Genomic DNA, 22,001 nt, shown 5'->3' on the forward strand with positions numbered 1-22,001 from the left:
TAGTTACATCTCAAGGAGGTTTTTATGTCTCGGAAAACAGTAGAAAGACTCCCCCGAAACCTTGCGATTGTTTCTTTTATGGTTGCAATCGCTGTGGCGATTATGGTGACTGGGCGCTCTGGCATGGAGTTACAGAGTATGGCCGCTATCCTCAAAACAACATTTTTCATTCTTGTTGTCTGCGGTATTTTTTCTGCAGTTGTTTACACTTTTGCCTATTTCAGATTTCATTCTCGTATGCCTTGGACAAAAGGGCACAACACCCATCAGCTTTTTTAAAGTTGACTAAAAGTTTTATAGTGACATATCAGACAGAGGGTGCTCACCAGTTAGCTGGTGAGCACCCTCTGTCTTCCTCGTATAAAACTAGTTTTCCGTCACCGGCTTATCGTGGCGAGGGGCTGCACCTTGTGCAAATTTTCGTACCCAGCGGTCATCTTTATATTGTGCTGGTACGGCACCGCCAAGGAGTCTCTTGGTCAGTTGGGTGGCAAGATATTCGCCGTCTAATGGCAGCGGAGAGTGAGCACCAGCAATAATGATGTTGCCTCGCCTGCGGCCTTTGAGCATGGCAGGGTCAGCAATAATGCAGGTATGTTCAAAGACTTCTGCGATAGCGGCAGCTTCTGCTTTTGCCCCTAAGAGTTCTGGGTAGTCACCACAGTTAATAATGTATAGACCCTTGTGCGATAGGGATTCTGAGGCGATGCGCGTGAATTCTAGTGTTGTGAGCGGTTCGGGGGTGATGTATCCGGCAAAAACATCACGAATGATGATGTCACGCGATTGGGCGGTAAACGTTTCTGTCACAGCTCGCGCTTCGCCTACTCGTATTTTAAGCTGCGGTGCTTGCGGTAGTGAGAACCACTGGCGTACGTATTCTGCGAGTTTTGCGTCAAGTTCTACCACCGTATTGCGTGATTTTGGGTAAACGTCCACAAAGTAGCGTGCCATGGAGCACGCCCCTCCGCCGAGGTGTGTTAAACGCAATTTTTCGGTGTCTAGGGTACTTTCTGCATAGGTTTCGACGGCGGCAGCTATCCATCGCATATATTCAAAGTCCAGTGCTCTGGGATCGTCTAAGACGATATGTGATGATTCCATACCGTTGATTTCAAGGACCCATCCACCGGGAGTGTAGTCATCTTCAATGAGTTCCGCTACCCCTGTAGAGATGGGGTATTTTCCTTCGACAAGCGTGCTTTGGTCTGTTGCGGTGTTCTTTGTTTTTCTTCTGCGTCTAGCCACAGGTTTAAGGGTACAGTGTTGAGGGTATCTATCAGCAATCTACCCATGAGATAAGGACGATGTTCGTGGAAATCATTCACCGTCAGTATAGGCTTATTCCTGCCACTGTTGAAGATGCAGATGTGTATGTTGATTTACAGTTAAAGTGTTTAGCCCAAACTTATGCTGGTTATGGGGATGACGGCTTTATGCAGCGTCAGTATGATTCTCGTGATGAGCTAGTTGAGGAATTTTTGGACAATGTTTCTTCTGCTCAGTCGCGCGCTTTTCTTGCGTACGATACTTCTGCAGATTTTTCACATCCAGTAGGTTTTGGGTTATCTCGTTTGGGTCCATTGCCGTGGGAGAGTGAACTTGATTTTGCACAGGTTCCTGCTGGTTCTCGTGAGCTAGTTCAGTTATATACTCTTGAGCAGGCTCAGGGGCACGGGCTGGGTCAGGCACTTTTGGATGCTGTTCTCGTATCGGGTGAACCAGCGTATCTGCACATTGTCGAAGGTAACGCGAAGGCACAACGCTTCTATGAGAAGAATGGTTTTAGCCATGAGGGGTTTTCTTTGACTTGTTTGGGGTCCTGGCATAACCCCGAGGGGCAGAGTATGCGCGTAGGACGTATGTTTCGAGGGATAGACATAACAGAGAATCACACTTCTGTTTAAGGCATCTCGAGCCCTTAGAATAGCGAGGTTATTTTTTCTTTTTACCGCAGCAGACAATATCGTCCAAAGCACAGCACAAAATTGCTGCCACGGGAAAAACAATCCATGCTTCTGTCCATCGTTTTCCTACAAATCCCCAGAGTAAGAAAATGATGATGACGATACCCCAGTATGCTTTCCTTAAAAGGTGCAGTAAGGGCGTAGGGCGCGTTGTGTCATCTCCCCAATCTTGAGATAGTACGCAGATAGTGTCGGCGGCTCTTGTTGCCCAGGAGCAGAATATGATGATCCATACGCCCGCAGCAACCATACAAAGTAACAGGGCAAGCCCCGCGGCGGATACTCGATGATTATCCGTTAAGAGAGCAGGAGCGATGACGCCGATGGGTGAGGTTGCGATAAGTAGTACACCGGCAATTTTGGGGGTGCGCGTATGTTTTTTCTGTTCTTGTTCTTGTTCATGCGCCCATTGTTTGACGGCTGGGTCTGCCATGAAACCGTATTCTTCGACCATGCTAAAGGGGCTCATGTATTTTTTGACCCGATGGAGCAAGAAGCGGCCTATTACGATACAGAGGATAAGCCCTAACGTTGCAAGGGGTATTGATACGGTATGGTGTTCTCCGCAGATTGAGACGCAGAGCAGGAAGAAAGCTAATCCGAGGATAAAGAAGATGGTTCCTGTTGCTCTTTGGGCGGAGCTTTCTTTGAGTGCCCGAGAATATTTTTGGGCGCATTCTTGGGTGACGAGGGAGTACATGGGTTGAGCAATTCCGTAAAAGCTTTTGCCCGTTCTATAAGAGATGATTTCTTCTGCGATGTTGAGTTCATCGGCTAGAGCTTCTAAGGAGCTGTGCTCTGCTATGACGATGTTTTGTGCTTCGCTGGGTGTTTTACCGTGTTTGATGAGTGTTTTTAGGCGTTTTTTCATGCGTAGTCGGAGTCGTTTTTTGGCATGTTTAAACGCTGGGGTTGGTGGGTATTCGGAAAATAGTGTTGAGAGGTAAGAGTCAATATTTTTCATAGGAGGGGGCTTCTATTAGTGTGGGGTTGCGCATATGGGGGAAGATGGCGCAGGCCCTGGGGTGTTCTTCTACGGTTTGTGCGTTATGAAGACACTTCAAATAGGCGAAAAAATATACAGAATAAAATTAAAAACATTTAAAAACATTGGTTTAACTTGGGGAAACTATTCCTACTGTATATAGAAAATAAAAAATCTACAACATATGTTGCATATTTAAGCACTTATGTCGTTTTAGTAAAATTTTCACCTCATGCCACACCCACAAAAAAGCGGCCTATCGTTCGTCAAGAACAATAGACCGCTCACACGTGGCAACAAAGCCACCCAAAATAGTTAACTCTCCTGAGACAACGCCTTATTCAGACGCTCCACTTTACCGGTTATTTCACCGCTATCATGCCCCGGGCGAATATCAGCTTTAACCACCAAAGACACTCGAGGAGCAACAGCAGAAACAGCCTCCGTCGCACGCTTAATAACATCCATGCATTCATCCCACTCACCCTCAATAATGGTGAACATCGCATTCGTCTCATTCGGCAAACCAGACTCATTCACAATCTTCACAGCCTGAGCAACAGCAGTATGGACAGAACCATCTTCATAGGCACCACCAGTGGGTGCAACAGAAAAAGCAAATAACATATTTTCACCCTACGACACATCACACACACACTCAATACCACGTGTCAAAGCATCGTCATAAAAATAGAACATTCTCATGAGTTACCCCACAGAGGGAACTAATCTACCCCACCACCCGCCTATTAAGGCATAAAATTCAAATGAACTATCGACACAAAAGAGTGCCGTGACATCCGCCCCACCATCGGGACGTACAAGAGATAGTAGAAACGAGACATGACAACCGGTATCTACCTTTCAGCAATGAACCCGCTTTCTGGCAAGTCCTTGGTGAGCTTAGGTCTAGCAGACTCCCTCATCAAACGTGCAGATCGAGTCGGCTACTTCCGCCCTGTCTTCAATGGACAAACCGAAGCCCAAGACCCAATGCTCAACCTCATGCGGCAAAACTTTGGGCTTACCAGCCTACAAGCCCGCGGAGGAGTGTCCCTCGAACGTTGCCGTGAGCTTCTCGCTCAAGGCAACCACGAAGAAATGTCCTCTATTGCAGTATCTGTCTACGCAGAAATGGCCTCAGAATGTGATGTCATCATCGTCGATGGTACTGACCTCATGGCTCACAACGCAGTCACCGTCGAATTCGACCTCAACGTGCAGTTCGCTCGCGATCTTGGGCTACCCGTTATCGCAATAGTTGGTGCACAAGAATCCTCTGTGCAAGACATCGTCAACGCCGTAGATGTTGCACGCACCGAATTGACCAACGCCAAAGTCGACATTTTGGGTATTATGGTCAACCGTTGCAAACCAGAATTACGCGAGGAAATTCTCAAGAGCGTCAAACGCGGTCCTTCAAAACGCCCTGTCTACGTTCTTCCAGAAATTCCTGAGCTTGCCCTACCTTCAATCTCCGAAATGGTGGCGGCACTGGAACTATCCGCTGAAGGAATCGATGAAGAGCACCTCAACCGCGATATTCACGATGTCAAAATTGCGGCAATGACCGTCGCAAACTTCCTTGACCAGTTCACTGACGGAGACTTCGTCATTGTCCCAGGTGACCGCACTGATGTTGTTGTTGCATCACTTGCGTCGGCTCTCTCCCCCACATTCCCAGCTCCTGCTGGCATGTTGCTCACCGGCGGATTCTCTGAGGTCAAAAATGACACTGTCATTAGCTCCCTCATGAGTAATGCTCCATTCCCTGTCTTTGAAACCAATATGGATACCTTCCAATCAGGACGAGCAGTATCACGTGTCGAAGGCTCACTCTCTAACGGACAGCCTCGTAAAATTGCTGCAGCACTCGGTGAATGGTCCCGCTCTGTAGACCCTGATGAGTTGCTTGAACGTCTCGAGTTAGAGCGTCCTGCATCCATGACTCCGCTACGCTTCTTGCATAACCTCATTGAAAAAGCACGCCAAAGCCGTCGCACCATTGTCTTACCCGAAGGCCATGATGTACGTATCCTCCGTGCCTCTGAGATTATTGCTCGGCGCGATTTCTGTGATCTTGTACTCATCGGTAATCCCGCAAAAATCTCTGAAATCTGCCAGGCTGAAGGCATCAACCTTCCGCTTGCCGGAGAAGATAAGAACGGCATCCGCATTATCGACCTTAACGATAATGAATACACCGAAGATTTTGCACAAGAATATGCTCAGCTACGCGCGCATAAAGGCATGACGGTTGAAGCAGCTCGTGGCCGTATGCAACAAGATGCCTCGTACTTCGGCACCATGCTCGTCTACAAGGGCATTGTTGACGGTATGGTCTCTGGTGCTGTTAACACCACCGCAAACACCATCCGTCCATCCCTTGAATTCGTAAAAACTCGCCCCGGCGTTAAAATTGTTTCTTCCGTATTCCTCATGCTCATGGAAGACCGTGTTCTCGTCTTTGGCGACTGCGCAGTAAACCCCAACCCCAATGCAGAGCAGCTTGCTGATATTGCTACAGCCTCAGCAGAAACTGCCCGTCAATTTGGTGTGACACCTAAGGTTGCGATGCTCTCTTACTCCACCGGAACATCCGGTTCTGGAGCAGATGTTGAGGTCGTACGTGAAGCAACCGAAATCGTCAAGGGAAACAACCCTGACTTTGAGGTTGAAGGGCCCATCCAGTTCGATGCAGCATCTAATATGTCTATCGCTTCTTCAAAGATGCCAGACTCCAAAGTTGCTGGCCAAGCAACAGTGTTCGTATTCCCCGATTTGAACACCGGTAACAACACCTACAAGGCTGTACAGCAAACTTCTGGTGCCGTTGCTGTTGGTCCGGTACTTCAGGGGCTACGTAAACCTGTCAACGACCTCTCTCGTGGTTGCACCGTTGATGACATCATCAACACCGTTGCTATCACCGCAATTCAGGCTCAAACTCTCTAAAAGGTACAACGGTGGATCTGCTCAAAATAGCAGGCTTCCCGTTAAAGCGTTAGGGTTGTGCAACAGCATATGCTGTTGCACAACCCCCTTAGATTCTCTATAGAAAAGGAAAATATTTTGCTTATTCTCGTTGTGAACTGCGGTTCATCATCCGTCAAGTATCAAGCACGTGACACCTCTTTGCCAGAAGCTGAGCAGGTTCTCGCTAAAGGACTCATCGAAAACATTGGCACTAAAATCCCAAGCCATACAGAGGCTCTTGCCATCATGGCAGAAGATCTCAAGGAACCTCTCCACGGTCGTGAAATCCAAGCAATTGGACATCGTGTTGTTCAAGGCGGAGATATTTTCACAGAACCGGTACTTATCGATGACGAAGTTCTTCAAAAGATTGATGATTTATCCCCGCTAGCGCCTCTGCACAATCCTGCACACGTATTGGGTATTAAAGCAGCGACTGAAACATACCCTGGTGTTCCTCAGGTGGCAGTCTTTGATAATGCGTTCCACTCCACCATGCCAGAACATGTGTATCGTTACGCTGTTCCAGAAGAGTTCTACGAAAAATATGGCGTTCGTCGTTACGGTTTCCACGGCACCAGCCACGATTACGTTACTGGTATCGCCGCAGAATTCCTTGGTATTGAGCGTGAAAAGTTTAATGCTGTTGTTGCTCACCTCGGTAACGGTGCATCCACTACTGCTGTTGCTCACGGTAAGTGCCTAGATACTTCTATGGGCTATACCCCTCTTGCTGGCTTGGTGATGGGCACTCGTAGCGGTGATATCGATCCTTCTGTTCTTACCTCCTTGATGATGCGTAATCCAGAGCTTACTGCTGAGCGTATGGACCAGATTCTCAATAAAGAATCTGGCTTATTAGCGATTGCCGGAGATAATGATATGCGCGCAGTTGTTAATGCGATGAAGGACGGCAATGAACGAGCAAAACTTGCTTTGGATATGACAACCTACCGTCTAGCTAAATACATTGGCGGTTACCATGTAGCTGTTGGAGGTATGCAAGCTCTTATTTTCACTGCAGGTATCGGCGAAAACTCTTCTGAGTTCCGTGCGCTCACTATCGAACGATTGGGTGCTCTGGGTATCACTCTTGACTCTGAGGCAAATCTTGTTCGCGGTGATGATCCACGTATTATCTCCACGGAAGATTCTGCTATTCCTGTTCTTGTTATTCCAACCAATGAAGAGTTGGCTATTGCTCAGGCAACCGAAGTCATTGTAGCTTCAGCATAATTATTTTTCGGTTCTAGCTACTCTGCGGGGCGTACCCTCATCTCAATGATGGGTACGCCCCGCAGAGTATTTTGCAGTTTTCTCTGGAACGGCTTCGGACGTTAATTCGTCCCTAAGATGAGGTTCTCCTCGTCGATAATGCGTACTATAGTAACCAGTAAACACCCTTGTCGAGAGTGAAAGAAATAGCAATGAGTCAACCTCCACACGACGATGTTCCCACAACAGGGCAGCCTTCTGAAGGCAGAGCTTCACACAGTAGTTTGCCGGTAGGAGCCTCGAATCTAAGAGAACGCCCCTTGCCTGACGATCTCTCCCGCGGGTGGATTCCAGAAGATACGCGTCAACGCCCAATATCGCCGTTACCTGCACCAGCGTTGCTGAAATATCAATCGTTGATGCCGTTTAAGTTTGTGAATTCGCTTCGGCACCCTGGTGAATTACCGTGGGTCATTGCTGCGTATTTGCTGACCTTTGGGGTATATATTGCTGGTTTTATTTATCTCGTTGTTAATTTTGTATCGGTGGTGACGGGTGCAGCCGAAGGTGCTACTCTTGGTGCAACGCTCAAGCAGCTTCTCCTCTTAGCAATATATGCCCCGCTGGGAATATTTATTGTTCGTGCTTTAGCCTACGCAAGAATTAGGCTTACTGCCGTTCGTATAACGCCCACTCAATTCCCTGAAGCCTACCAAATGGTTGTTGACGCGGCGCGCGCTAGCGGACTTCGTCGCGTACCAGATGCCTACGTACAACTAGGCAACGGGCAGATTAACGCTTTTGCGTCGGGTCATGGTCATCGTCGTTTTATTGTCATCTACTCAGACCTTTTTGAGATAGGTGGGAAAGCAAGAAACCCCGAGGCTCTACGCTTTATCATTGGGCATGAGGTGGGGCATATTGCTGCTGGACACGTCAGCTATTTCCGCCTCATCTTTACGTCATTTTTTATGCAGATTCCGGTTCTTGGGTCGACGCTCTCACGAGCACAAGAATATACCGCCGATAATTTTGGGTATCGTCTTGCACCTCAAGGCGCGCTCCAAACGATGGGTGTTCTTTCTGCTGGAAAATACTTGTGCAACGAGGTCAATAGCGATGAGCTAGCAAACCGCGCAGTCTACGAAAAGGGGTTCTTTACGTGGATGAGCAACCTATCCTTGACGCACCCTCCAACAACGTGGCGTGCACATGCTTTGCGTGACCGCTCCGAGCCAGGGCGTCTCATTTGGCGTCCAAAAGTCAATCCACAGTATCCTCTATCTGCTGTTCCAGCAGCTGATCCAGCTCGTCTATGGCCAGACCCGTTGCAGGCAACAGACTTCATGAATATTTACCCAGAACGTGCTGATAATGAGCATTGGGGTATCGTTCAAACGCAGAAGAAAGAGCCAGCTACCGAGCGTGACCGCCGCATATCCGACACCCTCTTCACACTATGGGTTCCACCGCATTTGCGCCCTCAGATGCCAGCTGAGAATCATGCACAGGAATCACAGAGTGAAGAAACGTCATATACTTCTACATCTGCAGAAGAAGGCAATGACGATGAGGGCCGTATCGTAAAATAGCCTCTATGGCTCTTCGTATTCCACGCATCACCGCTGACCCGCTCATCATGTTGATTTTGCTGGCAGCGGTGATTGCTTTTATCGCACCAGCCACAGGCGCTTTTGCTGAGAGCTTTTCATTAGCAACAAAAATTGCTATTGCTTTATTATTCTTTCTCTATGGTTCTCGCCTTTCTCCTCAGCAGGCTTTAGAGGGGTTAAAGCATTGGCGTCTTCATGTGTTGATTCTTGCTTTCACTTTTATTATTTTTCCTTGTATAGGGGTCCTTCTGTTCCCAATGGGTATGGTGTTGGGGCATGAGCTATATTTAGGCATTTTGTATATGACTCTTGTTCCTTCAACGGTGCAATCTTCTGTGGCCTTTACTTCTATTGCTCGCGGTAATGTTGCTGGTGCAATTGTTTCTGCTTCTGTTTCGAATATTGTGGGGGTCTTTGCGACACCACTTTTAGTCATGTTTTTGATGCACTCTGATGGCATTGCCATTAGTGGAAATATCTTTTTGGACATTGCTATACAGTTACTTGCACCGTTTATTGCAGGACAGCTGATGCGTCGTTGGAGTGCAGATTTTGCGCACCGTCCGGTGACAAAACAGGTGGATCGTCTCTCTATTGCCATGGTGGTTTATATGGCTTTTTCTGAGGGCATTGTTCACGGTGTTTGGAGCCGTATCAGCTGGTGGCAGTTATCTCTTCTAGTAATTTTTTCAATAGTTTTTGTGTACGCCATGTTGTGGCTAACACGTGCGGTTGCTTCTCGTGCTGGGTTTAGCCGTCAGGACATTATCGCTATTCAGTTCTGTGGAACGAAGAAATCTTTAGCGACGGGTCTTCCGATGGCTGCTGTTATTTTTGGTAGCACTCAGGTGGGTGTTTTGATTGTTCCGTTGATGATTTTCCATCAGGTGCAATTGATGGTGTGCGCTCATCAAGCTACTCAATATGCCAAAAAAGGAATATAGGATATAACGGCTCTTGACAAGCTGTCATATCCTATATTCTTCGGATTTCCTGACGGTTATAGCACTAAAGCTTCTACTGTGCGAATCAGAGAAATATGCGCTAGAGAATGCGGGAAGTTACCCGTCATGCGTTGAGCAGCGTAGTCATACTCTGAGCTCATCAGGTTAAGATCGTTCGCAACCCCCAGTACTGTATCGAGAATTCTTCGCCCGTCTTGTTCTCGGCCAGAACGTATGTATTGTTCTGCTAACCAGAGCGAAGCTGCGCAGTGTAGGTTATCTTGGTCTTCAAAACCGTCAAACCCGTTGCGGTTAATGTAGCGATAAATCATTCCGCTAGCATGCTGTAATTCTTGTTCAATTCTGCGGACAGTGCCGAGCATGCGTTCGTCAGACCAGTCTAAGAAGCCTACCTGTGGAAGTTGCAACAAGGAGGCGTCTACGGTGGTTCCGTCGTAGGTTTGCACGAAGGAATTCAATTCTGGGTTGTAGCCGTGTTCGAGAATTTCTTCTGCAAGGCTGTCTCGACAATGTGCCCATAATGCTCCGTCTCCGGCAAGACCATAGTCTTCAACTGCTGATACTCCGGCGTTAAAGGCTGCCCATAGCATGACTTGAGAGTGAGTGTAGATGCGAGGTTCTGCTCGCATCTCCCATAGTGATCGGTCTGCTTGTCCGATTCGTTCAACGGCTGAGTTGAGGAGTTCTTTTTGTAGCGGCCATGATAGGTGGTCCTCCCCTACTCCGTTATGACGCAAGTTTGCGAAGGTGACGAGCATCTGCCCTAGAGCGTCTGCTTGGAAATATTCTCCTGAGCCGTTACCTGAGCGAACCGGTTGTGAACCTTCGTAGCCGGGTAATGCGAGGCGACGGTCTAGGTCGTCTTTTTCTCCGGCGACACCGTAGACGGCGTGAAGTTTTTGAGGGTTATTTGCTACGGCACGAAGTATCCAGTTTCTTAGTTGGGCAGTTTCTCGTTCGTGTCCGTGTGTAAGGGTCACGTCCATTGCCATGGCGACGTCTCGTAGCCATGAGAATCTAAAGTCCCAGTTTCTACTACCGCCTAGGGTTTCAGGTAGCGATGTGGTGAGGGCACCGACGAGTCCGCCAGTTTCTCGGGAGATGAGGGCGCGTAGTGTGAGTAGTGCGCGTAGCCGTGCTTCTCGGTAGAGTGCATCGTGTTCATTTTGGGTGTCTTCTGCGGTGTTTGGCAGGATGGTGTGCGTTGCTGTTTGCGCGAGTTCGTGGTAGGTCTGTGAATCAATTTCTGGTAGTTGCGTATTGGTCACAGGGTCATTTTCAGTGTTGAGAGCTTCACCGATAGAGCGTGTTGCCCAAACAGCGGTTTCGTTGGTGTTCGTTGAGTCTGAGACAGCTTCTGTTGCGGTGATGACAGGGCGTGATGATGTTTCTGGTGCTGGTTCGTTGCGCCCTGCGGTGAAAAGTTCTGACCATTCGCTCCATTGTTCGTTGGCGTAGGTCAAGGCGGTGTCATAGTCGATGGGTGCGGGCGGGTTGTGGTTTGAAGCGAAATAACTCAGGGAGAAAGAATAGTGTTGTCCGGCAGATACAACGAAGGTGTCGGTATGGGCACCATGTTGGGTGTCGGGAATGGTATCTCCACGGAAGACGAGTGCGTGAGGTCCAGCCATTCCGATGACCATGGGGTCGGTGTCTCCGTCAGTGTAGCGGGTGACCCATGGTGTTGTTTTTCCGTTGTCGAATCGCATGGTGAGTTCGTGGAGCATGACGACCTCTCCGGTGAGCCCTTCGACGTTTCGTACGATGGAGGTTCCGCCGGTTAGCGGCATAAAATCTGTGACGCGTACGCTGGCGTCTCCGATGTGCCAGATGGTTTGGAGAGTGAAGGTGTTTTCTCGGTAGGAGCGTTCTGTGCGGACTTCTTCTACGGGGGCGGGGTTTACTGATTCTAGGGGCGCAAGCAGCCAGCGTCCGTGTTCTCTGTCCCCTAGTAGGGCGGCGAATACGGCACCGGAGTCGAATCTTGGGGCGCAAAACCAGTCAATGGATCCTGCGCGGGAGACAAGCGCTCCAGTGTTCATATCAGATAATAATGCGTAGTCCTCGATAAAAGAAGCCATGGGGTTAACACTAACCTAAGCTTAGTTTTCTGGGGAGGGTAGAAGCGTCTTTCGTGGTTTTTTGCAGAAATAAATACATTCTTGACACCTCTTGTTTTATACCCCTAGGGGGTATATCTTAGAGGTGAGTGTTTCACCATAGAACACCAAACACTACGGAGGGAACTGCGATATGTGCCACCAAGAAGAAGTCCATACAGACACCTCACCGCCTCACGGATACACCTCTAAAAAAGAAGCGTATCTCAAAAGGTTACGTCGCATTGAGGGGCAGATTCGCGGCATCTCACGCATGGTAGAAGAAGACCAATATTGCATTGATATTTTGACGCAAATATCAGCAGCTAATAAGGCACTACATGCTGTTTCTATCGGCTTGCTCGAAGAACATATCGGACATTGTGTTGTTCACGCGGCAGAAGAATCTCAGCGCACAGGAGACCACCGCATCGTCGAGCATAAAGTTTCTGAAGCTAGTGCCGCAATTTCACGGCTTTTACGCTCCTAAACAAACTTTCCTTGTACACCATAAAACCTAAGAATACGGAGAAATATCATGGCAGAAACTATTGTCAAAGCAACTGGACTTACCTGCAACCACTGCGCAATGAGCGTAGAAGAAGAGCTCAAAGAGCTTTCTGAAGTGCAAGAGGTCAACGTGGACGTTGTGAAGGATGGAGAATCCACCGTCACGATCTCGCACGAAGAAGAGTTAAGCAAAGATAAGATTCGTGAAGCCATCGCAGAAGCCGGCTTCACCCTAGTGGATTAGTCCTCACTGACCTTGAGGGCACCTCATAGCTCTCATAGAACTGAGGTGCCCTCTGCCTTTTACATCCCTCTTATTCTCTAGGAAAATAACTGTGAACGAGCAACAAAACCAACGCGTTATCAATCTTCATATTGGAGGCATGACCTGCGCTTCCTGCGTTGGGCGTGTAGAGCGCAAATTACGCAAAATCGACGGAGTAGACCCATCCGTCAACCTACCATTGTCTTCTGCTCGAGTGCTTGTTCCAGAAGGTGTAGAAGCTGAAGAACTAATTCGCACGATTGAGAAAGCTGGGTATACGGCACAACTTAAAGAACCAACGATGAGCCAAGGAGCGTCTTCTTCTCCTGAGCATACGGAGTTAGATTCTCTCAAACAAAGAATCTGGGTTACAGCAGTATTTGCTGTTCCGGTGTTCTTTATATCGATGTTCTCTTCTGTTCAGTTTCCGCATTGGGGTTGGGCGGTTGCACTCCTTGCGAGTGTAGTGGTGTTTTGGTCAGCGATTCCTTTCCATCGTGCAGCATGGACCAATCTGCGACATGGCATGTTTACGATGGACACTCTCATTTCGCTAGGTGTTCTTTCGAGTTATTTCTTTTCTTTAGCTCAGCTACTGATCGACCCTGCAATGACAGCAGCTGTGCATGCTCATTCTGCGCATAGCCATCAACTTTATTTTGATTCTTCAACGATGGTTGCTTTTTTCCTCTTGATAGGACGTTACATCGAACAGCGTATTCAGCAGCGTTCTTCTCGCGCTCTTCATCAACTTCTTGAGCTGGGCGCTAAAGAGGCTCGTATTCTTCGTCATGGTCAAGAGGTCAAGATTCCAGCTCAAGATGTTATGCCAGATGATGAGTTTATGGTCTTACCTGGAGAGAAAATTGCTACTGACGGTGAGGTGGTTGAGGGAAAATCCTCTGTTGATATGTCTCTCGTAACCGGTGAATCTGCTCCGGTTGAGGTTGGAGTGGGAGATACCGTCACAGGTGCTACGGTCAATCTTTCTGGTGCTTTGACGGTCAGGGCCACTCGTGTGGGGGAAGAGACGACTTTAGCTCAGATAGGTGCTCTTGTCTCTGAGGCTCAGGCAACTAAAGCACCTATTGCGCGTCTAGCAGATAGGATTTCTGCGGTTTTTGTTCCGGTAGTTCTTGTGATTGCGGTGCTGACATTCCTTGCATGGTGGGTGTTCTCTCAGGACGTCAATAGCGCTTTCATTGCCTCAGTATCTGTTTTGGTGATTGCATGCCCTTGTGCCTTGGGTCTTGCAACTCCTACTGCGCTTCTTGCGGGAACCACGCGTGCTTATCAGCTAGGTATTCTAATTCGTTCTGCACAAGTGCTAGAAGATACTCGCGATATTGGTGCAATTATTTTCGACAAGACAGGAACAGTTACTGCAGGAAAGTTTAACGTTGTTCATACGTTGCCGTTGAGCGGTAGTTCCTCGCGTCTTACTGTTGAGCAGGCTCTTACCTATGCTGCGTGTGTTGAAAAACGTTCAGAGCATCCTATTGCTCAGGGAATTATCCGTCATGTAAACGCTGATTATAGTTCTGTGGTTGAGCCAGTTATAGAAGATTTTACGATGACCGCAGGTGGCGGCGTACAAGCATGTGTACTGTCTTCGGAGCAAAAGCACACTGTGATGGTTGGGCAGCGTTCTTTCCTTGAGGAGCGTTCAGTGCAGTTGAGTGAGAAAGATGCCCTCTTATTACGGCAGGAGCAAGAACGGGGCTTAACGGTAGTCATGGTTGCTATTGACGCTACCCCAGTTGCTCTCATCGCGCTTCAAGATACGCCAAAAGATGATGCAATAACGGCTATTGCCGCATTAAAGAAGCAGGGACTACGCCCAGTGTTGCTAACCGGTGACGCTCAGCCTGTTGCAGAATCTATCGCACGTCAAGTGGGTATTGCAGATGAGGATGTTTTTGCTGGGGTATCACCATCTCAAAAGGTAGAGACTGTTAAACGCCTTCAAGAAGGTGGGGTACGTGTTGCCATGGTGGGTGATGGTGTCAATGATGCGGCTGCTTTGGCACAGTCCCATCTTGGTATTGCGATGGGTTCTGGAACAGATATTGCCATGGAAGCATCTGATATGACGGTGATGCGTAGCGATGTACGTTCTATCGTGACAGCAATTGAGCTTTCGCGAGCAACGTTGAGGCTGATTATGTCTAATCTTGTGTGGGCGTTTGGGTATAACTTTATTGCTATTCCTGTGGCTGCTTTGGGATTGTTGAACCCGATGATTGCTGGCGCTGCGATGGCTTCTAGCTCGGTGATTGTGGTTCTTAATTCTTTGAGGTTGATGCGTTTCCAAGAAAATTCTTCAAAGTAAAACAGCTAGTAAATCAGCAAAAACATAAGTCCACTGAACATTTTTGAGAAAATACCGTGACATTTTCTCTTGTCATTTCGTCTTATTAGTGACGGCACCTCAGGCGCTTCGACCAATATCTCTTGGGGTGCCGTTATCTAAAATTTTTTTAGCCATTATGACAATAAACTCGCAAGGAGAAAGAATCATGGCACAGAACACTAAGGTAACCCCTGCAGATGTAGAGTCCAAGAGCACTTCAGCTTCCTCTGGTCCTGCAAAGAACATTGGCGCAGATAGCGGTCAGGGTACCACCCACGTCAATGACGCAGTTATCGCTAAGATTGCTGGCCTCGCTCTTCGCGACGTAGAAGGCGTTTACGCACTTGGTGGCGGCGCAGCTCGCGCATTGGGCGCTATTCGTTCCTTCGCTGGTCAGGAAGAAAACCTCAAGCAGGGTGTTTCTGTAGAGGTTGGCCAGACTCAGGCTGCTGTAGATCTCTCCCTCGTTGTTGAGTACCCTTACCCCCTCTACAAGGTCGCTGAAGACGCACGTAACTCCGTCATCAAGGCAATTGAAGACCTCGCTGGTCTTGAGGTAACTGAAGTAAACATCGAAATTCTCGATGTTCATGTTGCTTCTGAAGATGACGAAGAAGAAGTAGAAGAAGAAACCAAAACTGAAAGCCGTGTTAAGTAGTGAGTAAGACTCTAATCGGATTATTAGTAGCCGCAGTGCTTGCATATGCAGCACTTGATCATGGATTTGGCGGATTCCTCCTCGCTGTAATTTTCCTTGCAGCAGGTGGATTCCTCGGGGCAACGCTCGAAAACGGTTCTTTGAACCTTGATGAAGCATGGAAGTCTCTCGTAAATAAAAAGGGCTCTTCCTCCAACTAATCCATGTCACTTCGGTGAATAGTCCACGAAAGTACAAGCAATGAATTCAAGTAGTCGCGGAAACACGATTGTTGCCCGCAAGGCTCTGGTTACCGTGTGCACTGCTGTTGCTTCTGAGGCGTTCGGTGTGGCGTCGTCTGATATTAAGACGACGCTCACCGATCACTCAGGTAAGCTCGGCGTGAACATTTCTATACCGCTTCGTGCTCCACGTCTCGACGAGATTCCCACTTCACCTGACTTTCTTCAAGAAATGGGTGGCACGGTCTTTGATTTGGTGGAGCGCGCTCGTGCGCTAGTTATCGCACAGGCCAGTGAGATTACTGGTCGTGAGATTGGCGCAGTAAATGTCAGCATTTCAGGTATTACCGAGTACGGAAAGCAGGTGCGTGTTCAATGAGTCGTCATCAAGAATATGTCGAAGAATATCCCACCGCTCGTCGCGCTCCAGGGCCGTTTGTTAAATATATGGTTCGTCGCGAAACGCACTCTTCACGTGCTGGCGTCTCCATTTTCTTCGCGGTCTTATTGCTCGCCGTCATTCTTTGGGCTGGTATTGAACTAGTTTTGAGTATGGCAGGGCAGAAGGCTCTTTTTCTCAGCGGTGAGCAGATGTTTGATGGTGTAGCTCAGCTACCTTCAGGCATACCTGACTGGGCACTCTACCTAACGGGTGCTGTTCTCGTCATCCTCGGTATCTTCGCTGTTCAAAAAGCGTTGTCACCTGGGACTTTGGCAAAGCATTCTTTAGGATCTCGCCAGAGAGTCGCTTTTGTTGCAGATGATAAAGTCATCGCTGCGGCAATGAGCGAGGCGGTACGCCGTCAATTCGGTTTCAATCAGGAGCAGGTCACCACAAGTATCTACCACGCTAAGGCTGTTGTAGAGATTGTTCCGACATCTGGTTCGGTTGTACCGACTCAAGAAATCACTGATTTTGCACAAAAAACCTTGGACGCATACGGTTTTGTACCGACAATGCGCGCTTCGGTCACTGTTGCTGGAGAAGGGCTGGTGGCATAAAGATGGGTAACGCACCTCGCGCACTCAATAGAATCTTACTGACCCTCTTCGGCTTAGTATTCCTTGCTTTAGGTGCAGGGCTTATCGCATTGAAAGTCTCTGAGCCTTTGGCACAGTACTGGAATGATGCTGTTGATCAGGTAGAACAGCCAGCACGCGATGTGTTTGCGGCAGCTGCGACTCCTTGGGGTTTTAGCTGGGTAACAGTCGGAGTTGTTGTTCTAGCGGTCATCACCGTTTTCCTTCTGGTACGTTGGATTTTTGCTCAGCATGGTAACCGCGCTCATTCTGTAGCTTCTAGTCAGCACTCGGTAAAGTCGCAGGGCTCTCAGGGACGCACAGAACTTGCTGCTAGTTTCGCTAAAGACGCTGTCAAAGAGTCTTTTGAGCAAAACCCTGACGTTCTAAGTACAAGTGTTACGGCACTTAAACTCCCCAAGAAAACCTCTGGATTATTTGTCAAGGTTGAAGTTCGACAGGGCGCAAACCCTCTCTCACTACGGGAAACAGTTGATAAGACTGTTGCTGGTTTAGATGCCCTTACAGGACAAGAAATTCCTGTAACGGTCTATTTGACCGGCGGGATTCGCACCATGATGTCCAAGGACACACAACGGGTAAACTAACCCTTAGAACACATAAGGCAGAACCACACGAGTTATTAATGTTGTTGGTTCTGCCTTGTGTTTTTGTGAGACCGGGAAGGAAAACACATGGCATTACTCACCCCCGATAGAGTAGCAGGACTATCTGACGCATTATTGTGCGAAAGATCTGCAAACGGCGATTCAGACGCATTTCAAGCTCTATTACGTAGACATGCTCCTTCCATGAGGGCCTACGCTATTCGGTTAACAGGAAGCGCCGCTGACGCAGACGATGTTCTCCAAGAAACCTTTATTCAGGCGTGGAAGAAAATGGATACGGTCGAGAACCCTGAACGTGTTAAAAGCTGGCTCATGATGCTTGTCAACCGTAAAGGAATCGATCTTATTAGAGCGCGTAAGCTCAACGCCGACATTGATAATTCACCCGAACCCGTCGCTGCAGGAGCTACTCCTGAGCAAAGTGCTATTACGGGTTCACAGATGGGTGCGCTCTCCGAAGTGCTCAAAACATTACCCGTTCAGCAACGGCAGATATGGGTGATGAGGGAACTTGGTGGAGCCTCATATAAAGAAATTGCACAGACATTGATGATTAGCGAATCTAGTGTTCGAGGAAAACTTGCTCGAGCAAGAATCGCACTGCTTGATGGATTGGAGGGCTGGAAATAATGTCTGATTGTAGAATCCCTCTCAGCGTCTTAAGTGACTGGTTGGATGATGAACACGAAAATAATGAAACGGTAGCCCATAGAAAAACAACAGAACATATTGATCAATGTCCTGTATGTACACAACGGGTCAAGGCGCTACGTAAGCTCGGCACACTCACCGCTGAGCTCTCTGAGCATGACCTTAAAGAGCAAAATAAGGATACGAGCTGGATTGATACGCTCTTGAATAATATTGCTCTCGAAACTAAAGCTGGACGTTCTATCCCCCTACGCTCAGATAACGAGTTTGACCGTCTAACGCAGACGGAAGGTTCAGTTATCTCAGCTATCCGTTCAGCTGCTGATGAGTTAGAGGATGTCGTTATTGGTAAATGCCATCTTGATGGTGATGTGACTGTTATCGATTCCCCCATTACGGTTAATGTCACTGCATCTATTCGTTTTGGCACAGTTATTGACAACGCTGCTGAAGAGTTACGGACACTGATTCTCAAAGAAATTGAGCGTATTAGTGAGCTGAACGTTCAGATGGTGAACGTGACGATTCAAGATATTTTTGATGCTGCTCAAACGCAACACACACGTCAGAAGAAAACTGGTGCTTGGGGGATGCTCCGCGACGAAGCTGCCTTCGAATACCGGAAAGGTGCGTGATATGCCACAAATCATTCATGTTGAGCCACATTCCTCCCACGATTCTGATTCCCAAAATAACACGCAAGAAGAATACCAAGGTTCTGAATTATCAATTGATATTTCTCGGATACGCAAGGAAGTATTAGCGGTAGAGGGTGTAGAGAAAATCTACCCTCATTATGCTGGTGCTACACGTATTTTGCGGGCGATGAGCGCGGTTAACTCTACGGTGGGTTCAACGGTTCGAGAAACCCTTAACGGGTCTGCCTCATCTGAGCAGAAAAAAGGTATTGACTCTGATCGTTCTCGTTCTTCACAGAGTGCGGTGCAGACTCCCCAACTAAATATTGTTCTTCGTTTAGGAACAACCTCGAGTGCGAATGTTCCAGATACTGTACGGACTGTAGCGCAGGTTGTCCGTCGTATTGTGGAAGAGCCAGTGGTTCTTCATATAGACGTTGTCAATAGCTAAAAGAATATGCTGGTGACGAGTTTTCCCTCGTCCCCAGCATATTTATTTTAAGTTTTATCGCCATAACGTCTTTAGCGTTCTTGAGGGTTTTTCTCCTCTTGAGAGGTTTTCTGTTGTGCTTTTTCTGCGCGTGCTTGGGCTTCACGTCGGGCACGGGCTTCGGCGTAAAGTTTTGCTGACGAACGGTTGATTCCGGTACCTTGCCCTAGTTCAGGAGAGTTCGGTTTTTCAACAAGAATTAATGTTGCACAAACAACGATGGTAACGATAAAAACTGCACCAGCAACCGTAAACGCTAAAACATATTGTGGGCGGTTATTTGTTCCACCTGTTGCAGTGATGAAGGTTCCCCAAAACGCAACGACGGCTAGAATTGAGGCGATGACGAGCGGCCCTGTCACCTGCTCTTTGAAACCTCTAGGGCGCTGTTGTACCACTAAACTTTCCTCCTGATGTGTCTCATCCAGTCTACTCGTTAACCGGCGAGCATGCAGAGAATGTTAATCTTTCAGCTTGTCGTGTGTATTTCCCCAAAGAAAACTTCAAGCTACTGGGAACTTGGATGAGGTAAGAGACGTCGTTTTGTAGGTGTTCTATATTTCTAGAGGTTTCCCGAGCCGGTACCACGTGATAACACCGGTGCTCAGAAACACACCGGTAATGATTGCGCCACAGCTGAACACTCCAAGCATGGCTCTATCGCCGATACCGCTCACAGCCCAGAAGCTCAGCCCTGTTGCAAGCATCATGATTCCTTCAAAACGCCAATCTTTAGCAAGTGCGTTGTTGTTCTTTAACTTGTTTGAAAAGATGGTTTGCGCCGCACCAGAAATACACCATCCTATTCCGAGGATAACTCCGGCTGAAGTCTCTTCCCTTGCAAAAAATAAATATATCAGCGTAGTTATGCACAATACTACGGACGAGGTGACAAAGAGAAACCGACTCTTGTCTTTTTCTGTTGCAGATAAAGTTTTGTATAGGTAGCTATGCACAACTGCCAACATGACCATAAATGGTGAAATCGTATAGCGAAGTACGTCAAGACTGGGGTTCACCATGAATAACGTGATGAGACCGAATACAACGTATATTGATGCGTGGACGGCAGTCCACTGGCTTAGCAACTGTTTTTTCTGCTCTGATTGGTTGTTTGAAGATTTTGAGTGGGTACGGTTTTGAGTCACGGTATAAGGCTATCGGAAAAGAGTATTTTCGTGCGAGTAGAGAACTGATAATTCTCAGAGTCTGTTTTTAGGGATTGCAGATGATGCGGGTTAGCAGCGTCATCGCTTGTTCAAGGTGCCGTTCTGATACTGCACCGAAGCCGATGATCAGCCCGTAGTCTTGACGCGGCATACCATTATGCGACCAGTATTCTCCTAAGCTTCTGACGGATACTCCTTGTTCTTTAGCTCGCGCTACAACCTTTTGTTCTTTGAGGTATTGTTCTTCTGCGCTGAGGTGCGCTCTCGACGTGAATTTGAGGATGGCATGTAGCCCGCCGTCCATGGGTAGGAGTGTGCATTGTTGAGAAAGTTTGCTGTGGTCATAATAGTTTTGTACAAGACGACGTCTTGTGGCGTAAATTCTTCGCATCTTTGCGATATGGCGACGTACCGTACCGTTTTGTAGGAGGAGTGTCATCGCTTCTTGAGTAATGGCAGAGACAGGTGAGCCGAGCTGGGTTCTGAGCCTGCTAAGTGGCTCATGTAGGTGTTGCGGAGTGAGAAGGTAGCCTAGCCCAACGGCTGAGGAAAGGGTTTTAGCGAACGATCCGAGAGTAACGACACAATCATAGTGTGATGCTAGATGATGTGAGCGAGTGAGTGAAGCGAGCGCGGGGACGGGGTCTCCTGTGTAACGCAGTTCGGAGTCGTAGTCGTCTTCGACGATGAGGGCTTTGTTTTTGTGTGCCCATTCGAGCAGTTCGAGTCTGCGTGTGATAGGCATGGTGGTGCCTAGTGGGTATTGGTGGCTTGGTGCAAGAAGGATGATATCTGGTGGGGTGTGAGGAGGTAGGTGTTGGGGGTTGAGTCCTTGTGTATCGAGGGGTATCGGCATGATGGTGTGTCCGAAGGTGGCAGGAATTTTTTGTAGTGAGGGGTACCCTGGGTTTTCAACGGCGATACGTAGTGGGCGGTCTTTGATGATGGTTCTTAGTGTTGAGAGGATGAGTCTAAATCCGTCTCGTGCTCCTGATGTGACGAGTAGCTCTTCGGGGTGGGTGATGACGCTTCGGGTGATTCGCAGGTGTTCGGCTAGTTCTTTTTTGAGGGTGGGAGAACCGGTGGCAGGGTATGTTGTTCCGACGTTGGCTGCTGCGGTTCTCCATGCTGCTCTCCATGGTGTGCTGGCGAGTGTGGAGGTGTCTGGGGTGCCTGGGCGTAGGTCGATAAGGGTGTTTTGAGGTGTTCTCAGGTGACTAGTGGAAAGGTGTGTTGGCGTGGTGGGCTGTGGTGTGTTGGTGTGGTGTTGGTTGTGGGGGTGAGGTAGGTGGGGGTTGATGGTTGTTCCGGTGTGTGTGGTGTGTAGGTATCCTTCTGCGGTGAGTTGTTCGTAGGCGGAGACGATTGTTCCTCTGGAGACGTTGAGGCGTTGAGCGAGTGTTCGTGTTGAGGGTAGCGGGTCTGATGCGATGAGTGTGCCGTTGAGGATGAGTTCGCGTATTTTTTCTGCCAGTTGGCTTGGTAGTGAGGTTGTGAGGTTGCGGTTGAGGGTGATGGGTAGTTCTACGGAAGCTGAGGTGTGCATAGGAGTGTAGTAGTTCCACCTAGTGGTCTAA

General features: G+C 48.3%; 24 protein-coding genes. 17 read left to right on the top strand and 7 right to left on the bottom strand.

What is annotated here, in order from left to right; translation table 11 throughout:
• The first annotated feature begins 24 nt into the window (after positions 1-24).
• Positions 25-279 carry a hypothetical protein gene (locus ACN08X_RS04690; protein ID WP_419108044.1) on the top strand — a complete coding sequence of 85 codons (255 nt, stop codon included), beginning with the start codon at positions 25-27 and terminating at the stop codon, positions 277-279.
• A gap of 87 nt (positions 280-366) precedes the next feature.
• Here ACN08X_RS04690 and ACN08X_RS04695 read toward each other — a convergent pair whose 3' ends face one another.
• Positions 367-1,248 carry a spermidine synthase gene (locus tag ACN08X_RS04695; protein WP_419108045.1) on the bottom strand — a complete coding sequence of 294 codons (882 nt, stop codon included), beginning with the start codon at positions 1,246-1,248 and terminating at the stop codon, positions 367-369.
• Positions 1,249-1,313: 65 nt separating this feature from the next.
• Between ACN08X_RS04695 and ACN08X_RS04700 the strand changes: the two genes are divergently transcribed.
• Positions 1,314-1,907, top strand: a complete 594-nt coding sequence (locus ACN08X_RS04700) for a GNAT family N-acetyltransferase (protein WP_419108046.1) — start codon at positions 1,314-1,316, stop codon at positions 1,905-1,907.
• Between the two features lie 28 nt (positions 1,908-1,935).
• Here ACN08X_RS04700 and ACN08X_RS04705 read toward each other — a convergent pair whose 3' ends face one another.
• Together ACN08X_RS04705 and ACN08X_RS04710 are read right to left on the bottom strand one after the other, a co-directional pair.
• Positions 1,936-2,931 (bottom strand): hypothetical protein, encoded by a 996-nt coding sequence (locus ACN08X_RS04705; protein WP_419108047.1) that lies wholly within the window; start codon positions 2,929-2,931, stop codon positions 1,936-1,938.
• Positions 2,932-3,267: 336 nt separating this feature from the next.
• Positions 3,268-3,579: a thiamine-binding protein gene (locus ACN08X_RS04710; RefSeq protein ID WP_419101174.1), complete on the bottom strand. Its 312-nt coding sequence runs from the start codon at positions 3,577-3,579 to the stop codon at positions 3,268-3,270.
• 216 nt (positions 3,580-3,795) lie between these two features.
• On the opposite strand from ACN08X_RS04710, the gene pta reads away from it, so the two are divergent.
• The 4 genes from pta to ACN08X_RS04730 all read left to right on the top strand — a co-directional run bounded on the left by pta (position 3,796) and on the right by ACN08X_RS04730 (position 9,700).
• On the top strand, positions 3,796-5,907 hold the full coding sequence (gene pta / locus ACN08X_RS04715) for a phosphate acetyltransferase (protein WP_419108048.1): 2,112 nt from the start codon (positions 3,796-3,798) through the stop codon (positions 5,905-5,907).
• Positions 5,908-6,024: 117 nt separating this feature from the next.
• Positions 6,025-7,164: an acetate/propionate family kinase gene (locus ACN08X_RS04720; RefSeq protein ID WP_419108049.1), complete on the top strand. Its 1,140-nt coding sequence runs from the start codon at positions 6,025-6,027 to the stop codon at positions 7,162-7,164.
• 191 nt (positions 7,165-7,355) lie between these two features.
• Positions 7,356-8,735, top strand: coding sequence for a M48 family metallopeptidase (locus ACN08X_RS04725; RefSeq protein ID WP_419101177.1), 1,380 nt, complete (start codon positions 7,356-7,358; stop codon positions 8,733-8,735).
• Positions 8,736-8,740: 5 nt separating this feature from the next.
• Positions 8,741-9,700, top strand: coding sequence for a bile acid:sodium symporter family protein (locus ACN08X_RS04730; protein WP_419101178.1), 960 nt, complete (start codon positions 8,741-8,743; stop codon positions 9,698-9,700).
• A gap of 56 nt (positions 9,701-9,756) precedes the next feature.
• Here ACN08X_RS04730 and ACN08X_RS04735 read toward each other — a convergent pair whose 3' ends face one another.
• Positions 9,757-11,802 carry a glycoside hydrolase family 15 protein gene (locus ACN08X_RS04735; protein ID WP_419108050.1) on the bottom strand — a complete coding sequence of 682 codons (2,046 nt, stop codon included), beginning with the start codon at positions 11,800-11,802 and terminating at the stop codon, positions 9,757-9,759.
• A 172-nt stretch (positions 11,803-11,974) separates the two neighbouring features.
• Between ACN08X_RS04735 and ACN08X_RS04740 the strand changes: the two genes are divergently transcribed.
• The 11 genes from ACN08X_RS04740 (at position 11,975) to ACN08X_RS04790 (ending at position 19,216) form a co-directional block, all read left to right on the top strand.
• The gene (locus tag ACN08X_RS04740; protein WP_419101180.1) at positions 11,975-12,310 is read left to right on the top strand and encodes a metal-sensitive transcriptional regulator; all 336 of its coding nucleotides are present in this window, start codon (positions 11,975-11,977) and stop codon (positions 12,308-12,310) included.
• Between the two features lie 48 nt (positions 12,311-12,358).
• Complete coding sequence (locus ACN08X_RS04745; RefSeq protein ID WP_419101181.1) at positions 12,359-12,574, top strand: heavy-metal-associated domain-containing protein; 216 nt, start codon at positions 12,359-12,361, stop codon at positions 12,572-12,574.
• A 91-nt stretch (positions 12,575-12,665) separates the two neighbouring features.
• Complete coding sequence (locus ACN08X_RS04750) at positions 12,666-14,927, top strand: heavy metal translocating P-type ATPase (protein ID WP_419108051.1); 2,262 nt, start codon at positions 12,666-12,668, stop codon at positions 14,925-14,927.
• Positions 14,928-15,114: 187 nt separating this feature from the next.
• Positions 15,115-15,606 carry an Asp23/Gls24 family envelope stress response protein gene (locus tag ACN08X_RS04755; protein WP_419101183.1) on the top strand — a complete coding sequence of 164 codons (492 nt, stop codon included), beginning with the start codon at positions 15,115-15,117 and terminating at the stop codon, positions 15,604-15,606.
• On the top strand, positions 15,606-15,806 hold the full coding sequence (locus tag ACN08X_RS04760) for a hypothetical protein (RefSeq protein WP_419105814.1): 201 nt from the start codon (positions 15,606-15,608) through the stop codon (positions 15,804-15,806). The genes ACN08X_RS04755 and ACN08X_RS04760 overlap by 1 nt, the downstream gene beginning before the upstream one ends.
• Positions 15,807-15,846: 40 nt before the next feature.
• Positions 15,847-16,206: a hypothetical protein gene (locus tag ACN08X_RS04765; RefSeq protein ID WP_419101185.1), complete on the top strand. Its 360-nt coding sequence runs from the start codon at positions 15,847-15,849 to the stop codon at positions 16,204-16,206.
• Complete coding sequence (locus tag ACN08X_RS04770; protein ID WP_419108052.1) at positions 16,203-16,829, top strand: hypothetical protein; 627 nt, start codon at positions 16,203-16,205, stop codon at positions 16,827-16,829. Before ACN08X_RS04765 ends, ACN08X_RS04770 begins: the two co-directional genes overlap by 4 nt.
• A 2-nt stretch (positions 16,830-16,831) precedes the next feature.
• Complete coding sequence (locus ACN08X_RS04775) at positions 16,832-17,455, top strand: hypothetical protein (protein WP_419108053.1); 624 nt, start codon at positions 16,832-16,834, stop codon at positions 17,453-17,455.
• Between the two features lie 87 nt (positions 17,456-17,542).
• Positions 17,543-18,106, top strand: a complete 564-nt coding sequence (locus ACN08X_RS04780; RefSeq protein ID WP_419108054.1) for an RNA polymerase sigma factor — start codon at positions 17,543-17,545, stop codon at positions 18,104-18,106.
• A complete protein-coding gene (locus ACN08X_RS04785) occupies positions 18,106-18,762 on the top strand; it encodes an Asp23/Gls24 family envelope stress response protein (protein WP_419101189.1) in 657 nt (218 codons plus the stop codon). Before ACN08X_RS04780 ends, ACN08X_RS04785 begins: the two co-directional genes overlap by 1 nt.
• Position 18,763: 1 nt before the next feature.
• The gene (locus ACN08X_RS04790) at positions 18,764-19,216 is read left to right on the top strand and encodes a hypothetical protein (RefSeq protein ID WP_419101190.1); all 453 of its coding nucleotides are present in this window, start codon (positions 18,764-18,766) and stop codon (positions 19,214-19,216) included.
• A 71-nt stretch (positions 19,217-19,287) separates the two neighbouring features.
• Here the strand turns inward: ACN08X_RS04790 and ACN08X_RS04795 are convergent, their stop codons facing one another.
• The 3 genes from ACN08X_RS04795 to ACN08X_RS04805 all read right to left on the bottom strand — a co-directional run bounded on the left by ACN08X_RS04795 (position 19,288) and on the right by ACN08X_RS04805 (position 21,970).
• Positions 19,288-19,653, bottom strand: a complete 366-nt coding sequence (locus ACN08X_RS04795; protein WP_419101191.1) for a hypothetical protein — start codon at positions 19,651-19,653, stop codon at positions 19,288-19,290.
• 156 nt (positions 19,654-19,809) lie between these two features.
• A complete protein-coding gene (locus tag ACN08X_RS04800; RefSeq protein WP_419108055.1) occupies positions 19,810-20,403 on the bottom strand; it encodes a hypothetical protein in 594 nt (197 codons plus the stop codon).
• Between the two features lie 67 nt (positions 20,404-20,470).
• The gene (locus tag ACN08X_RS04805; protein WP_419108056.1) at positions 20,471-21,970 is read right to left on the bottom strand and encodes a PLP-dependent aminotransferase family protein; all 1,500 of its coding nucleotides are present in this window, start codon (positions 21,968-21,970) and stop codon (positions 20,471-20,473) included.
• Positions 21,971-22,001: the final 31 nt, after the last annotated feature.

Source organism: Rothia sp. P6271 (assembly GCF_048512995.1).
Classification (GTDB): domain Bacteria; phylum Actinomycetota; class Actinomycetes; order Actinomycetales; family Micrococcaceae; genus Rothia.